The 12,627-nt window shown below is 71.4% G+C and carries 13 protein-coding genes; 10 read left to right on the forward strand and 3 right to left on the reverse strand.

What is annotated here, in order from left to right:
- Window positions 1-27 precede the first annotated feature (27 nt).
- Entirely contained in the window at window positions 28-1,002 is a 975-nt protein-coding gene (locus tag ABZW03_RS26540) for a COX15/CtaA family protein (RefSeq protein WP_355263178.1), read from the reverse strand.
- A 240-nt stretch (window positions 1,003-1,242) separates the two neighbouring features.
- On the opposite strand from ABZW03_RS26540, the gene ABZW03_RS26545 reads away from it, so the two are divergent.
- Window positions 1,243-2,565, forward strand: a complete 1,323-nt coding sequence (locus ABZW03_RS26545; protein WP_355263181.1) for a choice-of-anchor A family protein — start codon at window positions 1,243-1,245, stop codon at window positions 2,563-2,565.
- A gap of 298 nt (window positions 2,566-2,863) precedes the next feature.
- Window positions 2,864-3,550 carry an LAETG motif-containing sortase-dependent surface protein gene (locus ABZW03_RS26550; RefSeq protein WP_355263184.1) on the forward strand — a complete coding sequence of 229 codons (687 nt, stop codon included), beginning with the start codon at window positions 2,864-2,866 and terminating at the stop codon, window positions 3,548-3,550.
- Between the two features lie 103 nt (window positions 3,551-3,653).
- Here ABZW03_RS26550 and ABZW03_RS26555 read toward each other — a convergent pair whose 3' ends face one another.
- Complete coding sequence (locus ABZW03_RS26555; RefSeq protein WP_355263207.1) at window positions 3,654-4,373, reverse strand: ABC transporter permease; 720 nt, start codon at window positions 4,371-4,373, stop codon at window positions 3,654-3,656.
- A 59-nt stretch (window positions 4,374-4,432) separates the two neighbouring features.
- Window positions 4,433-5,359 (reverse strand): ABC transporter ATP-binding protein, encoded by a 927-nt coding sequence (locus ABZW03_RS26560; RefSeq protein WP_355263187.1) that lies wholly within the window; start codon window positions 5,357-5,359, stop codon window positions 4,433-4,435.
- Between the two features lie 178 nt (window positions 5,360-5,537).
- Here ABZW03_RS26560 and ABZW03_RS26565 point away from each other — a divergent pair, with 178 nt between their 5' ends.
- Genes ABZW03_RS26565 through ABZW03_RS26600 form a run of 8 tightly spaced genes read left to right on the forward strand, consistent with a single transcriptional unit; the run spans window position 5,538 to window position 12,351 of the window.
- Window positions 5,538-6,395 carry a MarR family transcriptional regulator gene (locus ABZW03_RS26565; RefSeq protein ID WP_355263190.1) on the forward strand — a complete coding sequence of 286 codons (858 nt, stop codon included), beginning with the start codon at window positions 5,538-5,540 and terminating at the stop codon, window positions 6,393-6,395.
- Window positions 6,396-6,404: 9 nt separating this feature from the next.
- Window positions 6,405-7,820 (forward strand): Fe-S cluster assembly protein SufB, encoded by a 1,416-nt coding sequence (sufB, locus tag ABZW03_RS26570; RefSeq protein WP_224280617.1) that lies wholly within the window; start codon window positions 6,405-6,407, stop codon window positions 7,818-7,820.
- Between the two features lie 55 nt (window positions 7,821-7,875).
- On the forward strand, window positions 7,876-9,108 hold the full coding sequence (gene sufD, locus ABZW03_RS26575) for a Fe-S cluster assembly protein SufD (RefSeq protein ID WP_355263194.1): 1,233 nt from the start codon (window positions 7,876-7,878) through the stop codon (window positions 9,106-9,108).
- A gap of 5 nt (window positions 9,109-9,113) precedes the next feature.
- Entirely contained in the window at window positions 9,114-9,431 is a 318-nt protein-coding gene (locus tag ABZW03_RS26580) for a bifunctional 3-phenylpropionate/cinnamic acid dioxygenase ferredoxin subunit (RefSeq protein WP_063349526.1), read from the forward strand.
- 6 nt (window positions 9,432-9,437) lie between these two features.
- Entirely contained in the window at window positions 9,438-10,202 is a 765-nt protein-coding gene (gene sufC, locus ABZW03_RS26585; protein ID WP_224280614.1) for a Fe-S cluster assembly ATPase SufC, read from the forward strand.
- Complete coding sequence (locus ABZW03_RS26590; RefSeq protein WP_355263198.1) at window positions 10,199-11,458, forward strand: cysteine desulfurase; 1,260 nt, start codon at window positions 10,199-10,201, stop codon at window positions 11,456-11,458. The genes sufC and ABZW03_RS26590 overlap by 4 nt, the downstream gene beginning before the upstream one ends.
- Window positions 11,459-11,478: 20 nt before the next feature.
- Window positions 11,479-11,931, forward strand: a complete 453-nt coding sequence (sufU, locus tag ABZW03_RS26595; RefSeq protein WP_355263201.1) for a Fe-S cluster assembly sulfur transfer protein SufU — start codon at window positions 11,479-11,481, stop codon at window positions 11,929-11,931.
- A gap of 21 nt (window positions 11,932-11,952) precedes the next feature.
- Complete coding sequence (locus ABZW03_RS26600) at window positions 11,953-12,351, forward strand: metal-sulfur cluster assembly factor (protein WP_355263204.1); 399 nt, start codon at window positions 11,953-11,955, stop codon at window positions 12,349-12,351.
- The last annotated feature ends 276 nt before the right edge of the window (window positions 12,352-12,627 follow it).

Here is a 12,627-nt window from a genome sequence, read left to right on the forward strand (position 1 = left end):
GGAGCCGGGCCGTCGGCGTCGCGGGGGTCAGACCGAGGCGGTCTGCGGGGCGGCCTGGGCGGGCAGCTGGTCGGCCGGCGCCGCGTCCGCGCGGGTGCGCAGGGCGAGCGGGATGCGCAGGGCGGCGATCCAGGTGAGGGCGGCCAGGAGCATGTGCAGGCCGACCATCAGCTCGGGCGCGTCGGTGAAGTACTGGACGAAGCCGAGCACGCCCTGCAGCAGCAGGACGGCGAGCAGCTGCTTGGCCCGGGCGCGGGCGGGCTGCGGGGCCTTGACCGCGGCGAGCACGAAGATCATCGCGATCGCCAGGCCGACCGAGACGAACGCGAAGTCGGCGTGGAACTGGGCGAGGCGGTCGTAGTCGATCGGGATGCGCGGGACGATCTTGTTGTCCCTCGGCGTGCCCGGGTGGTGGCCGGCGCCGGTCACCAGGGTGCCGGCCGCGACCAGCAGGCCGATCACGGTGACCAGGACGTACGAGAGCCGGTGGACCGGGCGGGGCACCACGAGCTCCGGCGGGCCGTCGCCCTCCTTCGCGCGCTCCCACATCAGCAGGGCGACCCAGACCAGGGCCATCGCGGCGACCATGTGCAGCGCGACGGTGTACGGGTTGAGGCCGGTCAGCACGGTGATGCCGCCGAGCACGGCGTTGCTCATCACCAGCCAGAACTGGCCCCAGCCGAGCCTGGTCATGCTGTGGCGCCACGGCCGGTGGCAGCGGGCGGCCAGGATCGCCCAGCCCACCGCGGCGCTCAGCACGTAGGTGAGCATCCGGTTGGTGAACTCGACGACGCCGTAGTAGCCCATCTCGGGCGTCGGGATCAGGCTTTCCGGGGTGCAGCGGGGCCAGGTCGAGCAGCCGAGGCCGGAGGCGGTGAGCCGGACGGCGCCGCCGGTGACGACGATCACCACGCTCATCACCAGCGCGGCGAACGTGGCGCGCCGGACCATCGCGGCGGAGGGCTGCCAGCGCTCGGCGAGCAGGGAGAAGGGGTTAGGCACGGGGTCAATCGTAGGCGGCCTTACAGGCGATCTTGGGGCGGGGCGCGGGCTGCGCGGCGGGGCGGCGCGGATCCGGCGGCCGACGACACGCGGGGGGATGACACGCGGACAAACCGGGACGCTTCGGCCCGGGAGTCAATTGGTCTTGACCAATCACCCGTTCGGCCGAAAGAGTGCGGCTTGGTCCATACCTTTTCGGGCCTCTCCCACTCCTCCCGCACCCAAGCGGAGATCCTGCACATGCGCATATCCACTTCCGCCGCCGCGCTCGCCGTCGGCGGCTCGCTCGCACTGGCCGGCCTGGTCGCCCCGGCCGCCCACGCCGCCGACCCCGGCCAGGAGTGCCGCAGCCTCGGGGTCGCCAACCTCTACGGCGAGTTCATCGAGGGCGACGACACCCACACCCCCGACGCCGAGGGCGCGGTCGCGGTCGGCGGCAACGCCGACTTCACCGGCGGCTTCTCGGTCGGCCAGGAGCTCACCGCGGCCCAGGTCGACGCGCTGCCCGGCAAGAACGCCCTGGTGGTGGCCGGCAAGATCACCGGCCACAACACCCAAGTGATGAAGGGCAACGGCGTCTTCGGCGCCAAGGCCGAGGGCGCGGTCGTCCAGGCCCACCAGGGCGCCGTCGCCCAGGGCCCCTCGCCGATCGACTTCAAGGCCGAGTTCGCCAAGCTGCGCGCCGCCGCCGCCTCGCTGGCCGCCGTGCCGCAGACGGCCGGCGCCACCGTCCAGGCCGAGGGCGCCAAGCTGACCCTCACCGGCGGGGACGCGAAGTACAACAGCTTCACCGTGGACGCGGCGAAGCTGCAGGGCGCCAAGGACGTCTTCCTCAAGGTGCCGGCCGGTTCGGTGACGGTGGTCAACGTGACCGGCGGCTCGTACGACATGGCGGCGGCCGGGACCACCGGCTTCCACCTCTGGGACGAGGGCAAGCAGGCCTTCGTGCTGGACGACAAGCTGCAGAGCGCCGCGGGCGGGGCGGTCCGGGCCAAGCTGCTCTGGAACTTCCCGACCGCCACCAAGGTGGTCAAGAACAGCCAGGCCGCCTGGGCCGGCACCGTGCTCGCGCCGAACGCCGCCTTCGACCTCGGCAGCGGCGGGCCGGTCAACGGTTCGGTGATCGCCGCCTCGCTGACCGGCAAGGGCGGGGCGGAGACCCACCACTACCCGTTCACCGGGTGCCTGCCGGGCACCACCCCGACGCCGTCCGGCACGCCGACGGTGCCGCCGACCGTACCGCCGACGGTGCCGCCGACCGGCTCGCCGTCGGCCACGCCGAGCGCCTCGGCCTCCCCGAGCGGTTCGGCGAGCCCCTCGGGCAGCCCGTCCGCCCCGGCCACCGGCAAGCCCGGCCCGAGCGGCTCGGCCAGCCCGTCGGCCGGCTCGACCGCCGCTCCGACGGCCTCGGGCAGCCCGTCCGCCCGGCCGGACGCGGGCGGCGACCTGGCGCACACCGGCTCCGGCCCGGTGCTGCCGCTGGCGATCGGCGGCGCGGTCGTGCTCGCGGCCGGCGGTGCGATCGTGGTGGCCGCCCGGCGCAAGGCGGCCAGGAAGGCCTGAAGTTCGTCGGCTGACTGAATCGGAGCCCTCGGTGATTGAACCCGATCACCGGGGGCTCCGTTCTGTCTTGAAGGTGACGAAGTTCATTCAGGTTTGCCGAATCCACGTTCTGCGAGGTGGCAGCTGTGATGGGCTGGTCATGCACATCGGAAGACGGACGGACAGTCGATATCCGGTCGTACGGCGGGGTGTGGCGGGGTGCGGGAGTGCCGGTAGAGTCCCCCGGACAGTCGTAGCGGGCCACCGCGAACCACTCAACACGCCTGCTGCACAAGACCGTTCGGAGGGGAACAAGGTAATGGCACGACAGCAGCGGCACTTCGCGATCGGCGCGACGGCTCTTGCCGGCACGGCTGCGGCCGGTTTTCTACTGCCCCTGGCTCTGGCCACCAACGCCTCGGCGCACGTGCCGAGTTGGTCGGTGACCTGCGACAAGATCGTGATCGATCTGATCAACTACAGCCCCAAGGCCGACGTGAAGAACACCGTCAGCCTCATCGTCGACGGCGAGAAGGTCCTGGACGCCAAGGCCTTCCCGGCGGAGTACCACGGGTCCTTCCCGGTGAAGGACCACAACGCCCCGATCAAGGCGAACCTGGTGGTCACCACCACGGAGAACCCGAACGAGAAGGGCTGGAACATCAACGAGACCAAGACCATCGAGCCGTGCCACACGCCGACTCCCACCCCGACCCCCACGCCGACCCCCACCAAGACGCCGACCCCGACCCCGACGCCGACCGTGACCCCGAGCACCCCGCCGCCGGTCACGCCCCCGGCCACCCCGACCCCGTCGGCCACGCCCACCCCGAGCAAGACCCCGGTGACCCCGACCCCGTCGCCCACCGCCAGCGCCCCGGCGCTCGCCCAGACCGGTAGCAACGACTCGACCCCGATGATCGCGGCGGCCGGCGGCGGCGTGCTGCTGGTCGGCGGCGCGCTCGTCCTGCTCGCCCGCAAGCGCCGCGGCAGCAGCGAGAGCTGACGCACCCCGGCGGACAACCGCGACGCCCCCGGCCGCAGGACGTGCGGCCGGGGGCGTCGGGCGTCGGGCCCGCCCCGGTGGGACTCCCGGGCGGGCCCGCCGGTCACTCCCAGCGGAAGAAGCGGGCGGCCGCGGCCAGGCCGAGCACCGACCAGCCGGCCAGGATGCCGAGGTCGGCCCACGGCACCGCGGCACCGTCCTGGAGCACCGACCGCAGGCCGTCCGAGAGCGCCGAGATCGGCAGCAGCTCCAGCACCGGCCGTACGGCCTCGGGGAACCTGCTCAGCGGCACGACCACCCCGCCGGCCAGCAGCAGCAGGACGAACACCAGGTTGGCGCCGGCCAGGGTGGCCTCGGCCTTCAGGGTGCCGGCCATCAGCAGGCCCAGCCCGGAGAACGCGGCGGTGCCGAGGACCAGCAGCGCGGCGACGGTCAGCGCGTTCCCGTGCGGGGACCAGCCGAGGGCCAGCGCGATCACCGACAGCAGCGCGACCTGCAGCGCCTCCGTCACCAGGACGCAGCCGGTCTTGGCGGTCAGCAGCGCCCAGCGCGGCAGCGGGCTGGCGCCGAGCCGCTTCAGCACGCCGTAGCGGCGCTCGAAGCCGGTGGCGATGGCCTGGCCGGTGAAGGCGGTGGACATCACGGCCAGCGCGAGCAGGCCGGGGGCCAGGAAGTCGACCCGCTTGCCGGGGCCCTCGACCGCCACGATGTCCACGGCGGAGAACAGCACCAGCAGCACGGTCGGGATGACCACGGTGAGCAGCAGCTGCTCGCCGTTGCGCAGCAGCATCCGGGTCTCGAACGCGGTCTGGGCGAGCAGCATCCGGCCGACGGGCGCGGGGCCCGGCGCGGGGGAGTAGTCCGTACTGGTCGCGGGGGTGGTCACGAGCGCAGCTCCCGTCCGGTCAGGTCGAGGAAGACGTCCTCCAGGCTGCGGCGCTGGACGGACAGCCGTTCGGGCAGGATGCCGGAGGCCGCGCACCAGCCGGTGACGGTGGCCACCAGCCGGGGGTCGACGGGCGCCTCGACGCGGTAGCTGCCGGGGGCGGTCTCGGTGGCGGTGGCGCCCTCGGGCAGCTCCTTGAGCAGCGGGCCGAGGTCGAGGCCGGGCGGGCCGTCGAAGCGCAGCGCGCCCTCGGCGCCGTCGCGGCACAGCTCCTCGGTGGTGCCGTCGGCGATCACCCGGCCGCGGTCGACGATCGCGACCCGGTCGGCGAGCTGCTCGGCCTCCTCCATGTGGTGGGTGGTGACGACCACGGTGACGCCGTCCCGGCGCAGGTCGCGCACCAGGTCCCAGGTGGCCCGGCGGGCCTGCGGGTCGAGGCCCGCGGTGGGCTCGTCCAGGAAGACCAGCTCGGGGCGGCCGACCACGGCCATCGCCAGGGCGAGCCGCTGCTGCTGGCCGCCGGACAGCCGCCGGTAGGTGGTGCGCCCGCAGGAGCCGAGGCCGAGGCGTTCGACCAGGGCGTCCACGTCCAGCGGGTGGGCGTGCAGCCGGGCGGTGTGCCGCAGCATCTCGACGGCGCGCGCGCCCGCGTACACGCCGCCGGACTGCAGCATGACGCCGATCCGGGGCCGCAGCGCGGCGTTCTGGGCGACCGGGTCGAGGCCGAGGACGCGGACGGTGCCGGCGTCGGGGCGGCGGTAGCCCTCGCAGGTCTCGATGGTGGTGGTCTTGCCGGCGCCGTTGGGGCCGAGGACGGCGGTGATCGCGCCGGCCGGGATGGTGAGGTCGAGGCCGTCCACCGCGACCTTGTCGCCGTAGCGTTTGACCAGCCCGGCGACCTGGACCGCGGGTTCGGAGTGCATACCGGCGAGTGTAAGAGTCGCCGGACGTGTGGCCCCTCGGGCGGGGGGTATCGGCGGCCTCGGTGATCGTTTTCCCAGGTCAGGTAAGGCTTACCTGCGTGATGGATGACACCGGTGAGGCCTGGATCACGGCTTGTCCCGACGGAAGTAATTACGCAACACTGGTGTTGTGAAAAACATGCGCGAGCACGCCCAGCTGCAGGAGGCCGAGTCGGCCTCCTCCTGTGACGTGCCCGTGACGGCGGCCGAGGTGCTGCTGGACGGCCACCGGGCCACCCGGGACCGGGTCGCCCGGTCGATCCTGGACCACGGCCCGTCCTCCGCCGCCGACCTGGCGAGCCGGCTCGGCCTCACCGCCGCCGCCGTCCGCCGCCACCTCGACGGGCTGGCCGCCACCGGTCTGGTCGAATCCCGCGACCAGCGGGTCTACGGCAGCCGCGGCCGGGGCCGTCCGGCCAAGGTCTTCGCGCTCACCGACGCCGGCCGGGACGCCTTCTACCAGGCGTACGACCAGCTCGCCGCCGACGCGCTGCGCTGGATCGCGGACTCGGTGGGCGGCGGCAAGGCGGGCGAGGAGGCGGTCGCCGCCTTCGCCCGCGCCCGGTTCGGCAAGCAGGCGGAGAAGTACCTGGAGGCCCTGCGCCTGGCCGCCGCCGGGGAGCGCCCCGAGGCGCTCGCCCAGGCGCTGAGCGCGGACGGGTACGCTGCCACGGTGCGGCGTGTCCCGTCGGCCGCGGCCAAGGCCCCGGCGGGCGCCCAGCTCTGCCAGCACCACTGCCCGGTCGCGCACATCGCCGAGCAGTTCCCGCAGCTCTGCGAGGCGGAGACCGAGGTCTTCTCCCAGCTCCTGGGCACCCATGTGCAACGGCTGGCCACGATCGCCCACGGCGACGGGGTCTGCACCACCTATGTGCCGGCATCCGGTGCCGCATCGTCGTCCGCCCGGCTGCCCTCGGGCCGCGGCTCCGATGCGGTGCCGACTGCCAGCACGTCGGAAAATTCCGCGTCCACCGAAGATTCTGCGTCCGCGCGTTAGGAAGCTCGCATGACTGACACCGTTTCGCACCCGGAGCTCGAAGGCCTGGGCAATTACGAGTACGGCTGGGCCGACCCGGACACCGCCGGTGCCGCGGCCAAGCGCGGGCTCAGCGAGGAGGTCGTCCGCGACATCTCCGCGAAGAAGAACGAGTCCGAGTGGATGCTCAACCTGCGTCTCAAGGGCCTGAAGCTGTTCGGCAAGAAGCCCATGCCGACCTGGGGCTCCGACCTGACCGGCATCGACTTCGACAACATCAAGTACTTCGTCCGCTCCACCGAGAAGCAGGCCGAGTCCTGGGAGGACCTGCCGGCGGACATCAAGGCCACCTACGACAAGCTCGGCATCCCGGAGGCGGAGAAGCAGCGCCTGGTCGCCGGCGTCGCCGCCCAGTACGAGTCCGAGGTCGTCTACCACCAGATCCGCGAGGACCTGGAGGAGCAGGGCGTCATCTTCCTGGACACCGACACCGCGCTGCGCGAGCACCCGGAGCTGTTCAAGGAGTACTTCGGCACCGTGATCCCGGCCGGCGACAACAAGTTCGCCGCGCTGAACACGGCGGTGTGGTCCGGCGGATCGTTCATCTACGTGCCGAAGGGCGTGCACGTCGACATCCCGCTGCAGGCCTACTTCCGGATCAACACCGAGAACATGGGCCAGTTCGAGCGGACGCTGATCATCGTCGACGAGGACGCCTACGTCCACTACGTCGAGGGCTGCACCGCGCCGATCTACTCCTCCGACTCGCTGCACTCGGCGGTCGTGGAGATCATCGTCAAGAAGGGCGGCCGCTGCCGCTACACGACCATCCAGAACTGGTCGAACAACGTCTACAACCTGGTCACCAAGCGCGCCGTGGCGTACGAGGGCGCGACCATGGAGTGGGTCGACGGCAACATCGGTTCCAAGGTCACCATGAAGTACCCGGCCGTCTACCTGATGGGCGAGCACGCCAAGGGCGAGACCCTGTCGATCGCCTTCGCGGGCGAGGGCCAGCACCAGGACGCCGGCGCCAAGATGGTGCACATGGCGCCGAACACCTCCTCGCACATCGTCTCCAAGTCGGTGGCGCGCGGCGGCGGCCGGACCTCCTACCGCGGCCTGATCGAGATCGGCGAGGGCTCGCACGGCGCCAAGTCCAACGTGCTGTGCGACGCGCTGCTGGTCGACACGATCTCCCGCTCGGACACCTACCCGTACGTGGACGTCCGCGAGGACGACGTGTCCATGGGCCACGAGGCGACCGTCTCCAAGGTCAGCGAGGACCAGCTGTTCTACCTGATGAGCCGCGGCCTGACCGAGACCGAGGCGATGGCGATGATCGTCCGCGGCTTCGTCGAGCCGATCGCGCGCGAGCTGCCGATGGAGTACGCGCTGGAGCTCAACCGGCTGATCGAGCTCCAGATGGAGGGCGCGGTCGGCTGACCCCCGACCGCTGACCGCCCACCGACTTTTCGAGGAAGAGAGCACTACGACAGCCATGGCTGACGTCCAGAACACCACCGGCTCCACCACCGCCGGTTCGATCGAGGTCGGCACCGCCGGCGCGGGCGCCCAGCTCGCCGGCCCCGGCACCGGCCGCACCGCGGTCCAGCAGCCGATCGACGCGCGCGTCGCGGTCAAGCCGTCCTTCGACGTGAACGACTTCCCGGTGCCCACCGGCCGCGAGGAGGACTGGCGGTTCACCCCGCTGCACCGCCTCGGCGGGCTGCACGACGGCACCGCCGCCGCCGCTCAGCGGGGCGAGGACAAGGTCGAGTTCACGCTGCCGGACGGCGTCACCGCCGAGACCGTCGGCCGGGACGACGCCCGTCTGGGCAAGGCCGGCACGCCGGTCGACCGGGTCGCCGCGCAGGCGTTCAGCGCCTTCGAGCAGGCGCTCGTGGTCACCGTCCCCAAGGACGCGGTGCTCACCGAGCCGGTGAAGATCGACGTGCGCGGCGAGGGCGGGGTCCGCTTCGCCCACGTGGTGATCGACGTCAAGCCGTTCGCCGAGGCCGTCGTGGTGCTGAACCACGCGGGCGCCGGCACCCGGGCCGCCAACGTGGAGCTGCTGGTCGGCGACGGCGCCAAGCTCACCTTCGTCTCCGTCCAGGACTGGGACCGGGACGCCGTCCACGTCGCCCAGCACAACGCGCTGGTCGGCCGGGACGCCTCGTACAAGTCCGTGGTCGTCACCTTCGGCGGCGACCTGGTCCGCCTGCACCCGCGGGTCAACTACGCGGGCCCCGGCGGCGAGGCCGAGCTGTTCGGCCTGTACTTCGCCGACGCCGGCCAGCACCTGGAGCACCGCCTGGTGATCGACCACGACACGCCGCACTGCCGGTCGAACGTGGCGTACAAGGGCGCGCTGCAGGGCCAGGACGCGCACGCGGTCTGGGTCGGCGACGTGCTGATCCGCGCCGCCGCGCTCGGCACCGACACGTACGAGCTCAACCGGAACCTGGTGCTCACCGACGGCGCCCGGGTGGACTCGATCCCGAACCTGGAGATCGAGACCGGCGAGATCGTCGGCGCCGGCCACGCCTCGGCGACCGGCCGCTTCGACGACGAGCAGCTGTTCTACCTGCAGGCCCGCGGCATCCCGGCCGACGAGGCCCGCCGCCTGGTGGTGCGCGGCTTCTTCGCCGAGCTGCTCCAGCAGATCGGCGTGGCCGAGGTCCAGGAGCAGCTCATGGAGAAGATCGACGCCGAGCTGGAATCGGCGGTCTGAGCGCGATGACCTTCCTCCGTGCCTGCGCGCTGAGCGACCTCCAGGAGGACGTTCCCAAGCGCGTGGACCTCAACGGCGTGCCGGTCTCCGTCGTCCGCACCGACGAGGGGGTGTTCGCGATCAACGACACCTGCTCGCACGCGAACGTCTCGCTCTCCGAGGGCGAGGTCGAGGACTGCATGATCGAGTGCTGGCTGCACGGCTCCAGCTTCGACCTGCGCACCGGCAAGCCGTCCGGCCTGCCCGCCACCAAGCCGGTCGCTGTCTACCCCGTAAAGATCGAAGGGGACGATGTGCTCGTCTCCGTCAACCAGGAGTCCTGAGTACACATGGCAACCCTTGAAATCCGCGACCTGCACGTCTCCGTGGAAGCCGAGAACGGCCCGCGCGAGATCCTGAAGGGCGTCGACCTGACCGTGAAGCAGGGCGAGACCCACGCCATCATGGGTCCGAACGGCTCCGGCAAGTCCACCCTGGCCTACTCGCTGGCCGGCCACCCCAAGTACACCGTCACCGGCGGCTCGGTGCTGCTGGACGGCGAGGACGTCCTGGAGATGTCCGTCGACGAGCGCGCCAAGGCCGGCGTCTTCCTGGCCATGCAGTACCCGGTCGAGGTCCCGGGCGTCTCGGTCAGCAACTTCCTGCGCACCGCCGCCACCGCCGTCCGCGGCGAGGCCCCGAAGCTGCGGCTGTGGGTGAAGGAGGTCAAGGAGGCGATGGCCGCCCTCCAGATGGACCCGGCCTTCGCCGAGCGCAACGTCAACGAGGGCTTCTCCGGCGGCGAGAAGAAGCGCCACGAGATCCTCCAGCTGGAGCTGCTCAAGCCGAAGATCGCCATCCTCGACGAGACCGACTCCGGCCTGGACGTCGACGCGCTGCGGATCGTCTCCGAGGGCATCAACCGGGTCCGCTCGACCGGCGAGGTCGGCACCCTGCTGGTGACCCACTACACCCGCATCCTGCGGTACATCAAGCCCGACTACGTCCATGTCTTCGCGGGCGGCCGCATCGTCGAGTCCGGCGGCGCCGAGCTGGCCGACAAGCTGGAGGACGAGGGCTACGAGGCGTATGTGAAGGGGGGCGCGTCCGAGTGACGCATCCGTTCGCGGGACTGCTCGACACCGACGCGATCCGCAAGGACTTCCCGGTCCTGCAGCGGCTGCTGCACGACGAGAAGCCGCTGGTCTACCTGGACAACGCGGCCACCTCGCAGAAGCCGCGCCAGGTCCTGGAGGCGCTGAACGCCTACTACGAGCGGCACAACGCCAACGTCCACCGCGGCGTGCACGTGCTCGCGGAGGAGGCCACGGCGCTGTACGAGGGCGCCCGGGACAAGGTCGCGGCGTTCGTCAACGCGCCGAGCCGCAACGAGGTGATCTTCACCAAGAACGCCTCGGAGTCGCTCAACCTCGTGGCCAACATGCTCGGTTGGGCCGACGAGCCGTACCGGGTGGACGCCGACTCCGAGATCGTCATCACGGAGATGGAGCACCACTCCAACATCGTTCCGTGGCAGCTGCTGTCGCAGCGCACCGGTGCGAAGCTCAAGTGGTTCGGGCTGACCGACGAGGGCCGGCTCGACCTGTCGAACATCGACGAGCTGATCACCGAGAAGACCAAGGTGGTCTCCTTCACCCTGGTCTCCAACCTGCTGGGCACGGTCAACCCGGTCGAGACCATCGTCCGCAAGGCCCAGTCGGTCGGCGCGCTGGTCGTCATCGACGCCTCGCAGGCCGCCCCGCACATGGTGCTGGACGTGCAGGCGCTGGAGGCCGACTTCGTCGCCTTCACCGGCCACAAGATGCTGGGCCCGACCGGCATCGGCGTGCTCTGGGGCCGCCACGAGCTGCTGGAGGACCTCCCGCCGTTCCTCGGCGGCGGCGAGATGATCGAGACCGTCACCATGGGCTCGTCCACCTACGCCCCGGCGCCGCACAAGTTCGAGGCCGGCACCCCGCCGATCGCCCAGGCGGTCGGGCTCGGCGCGGCCATCGACTACCTGCAGGGCATCGGGATGGACCGGATCGCGGCGCACGAGCACGCGATCACCGAGTACGCCGTCGAGCGGCTGCTGGAGGTCCCGGACCTGCGGATCATCGGCCCGCGCACGGCCGTGGACCGCGGCGCGGCGATCTCCTTCACCCTTGGTGACATCCACCCGCACGACGTGGGCCAGGTGCTGGACGAGCAGGGCATCGCCGTGCGCGTCGGCCACCACTGCGCGCGGCCGGTCTGCCTGCGGTACGGAATTCCGGCGACCACGCGGGCGTCGTTCTATCTGTACTCGACGCCGGGCGAGGTCGACGCGCTGATCGACGGCCTGCACCACGTCCGGAACTTCTTCGGCTGACGGGACGGGGCAGGACGACCATGAAGCTCGACTCGATGTACCAGGACATCATCCTGGACCACTACCGCAACCCGCACGGCAAGGGGCTGCGGGAGGGCGACGCCGAGGTGCACCACGTCAACCCGACGTGCGGCGACGAGATCACCCTGCGGGTGAAGCTCGACGGCGCGACGGTGGCCGACGTCTCGTACGAGTCCCAGGGCTGTTCGATCAGCCAGGCGAGCGCCTCGGTGCTCAACGACCTGGTGGTCGGCAAGTCCGTGGGCGAGGCGCAGGCGGTCCAGGAGGCCTTCCTGGAGCTGATGCAGAGCAAGGGCCAGGGCGAGGGCGACGAGGAGGTGCTGGAGGACGCGGTCGCGTTCGCCGGCGTCTCCAAGTACCCGGCCCGGGTCAAGTGCGCCCTGCTCAGCTGGATGGCCTGGAAGGACGCCACCGCCCAGGCGCTCGCCCAGCACCCCGCCGTGAACGACTGAAGCGCAGAGGAGGACAAGACCATGAGTGACGAGAGCACCACCACCGCCGCCGCCGAGGCCTCCGCTGCGGAGGAGCAGAACGGCACCGTCATCGTCGGCACCACCGCCGGCACGGTCTCGGTCGAGGACCTGACCGAGGCCCTGATGGACGTCGTCGACCCGGAACTGGGCATCGACGTCGTCAACCTGGGCCTGATCTACGGCATCCACATCGACGAGTCCGACGTGGCCACCATCGACATGACGCTCACCTCGGCGGCCTGCCCGCTGACCGACGTCATCGAGGACCAGGCCAAGACCGCGACCGACGGGCTGGTGCAGGACCTGCGGATCAACTGGGTCTGGATGCCGCCGTGGGGGCCGGACAAGATCACGGACGACGGGCGCGAGCAGCTGCGGGCGCTGGGGTTCAACGTCTGATCGCTGCTTTCGGCTTCGCCGCTGCCCGGGACTTCTTCGGAAGTCCCGGGCGGCGGCGTTTCGGCGTTCCTGCTTCGCCCGTCGCGGGGTGGACACCCGCGCGTCATCCGCTTGTTGAGGAGTTTCCCCGCCGTTCCCCACCATCCACCCCCCACCCGCCTGCCGGCGGGTGCCAACCCCCGCCCTGCGCCGCGCGCCGCCCGGCCAGGCGAGATCCTGGCGATGGCCCAGACCCGCCCGTACGGCCTGGACCCGAACAAGAACCAGACCGTCGTC

Origin of the sequence: Kitasatospora sp. NPDC004799 (genome assembly GCF_040609095.1) — a bacterium.
Lineage (GTDB): Bacteria > Actinomycetota > Actinomycetes > Streptomycetales > Streptomycetaceae > Kitasatospora.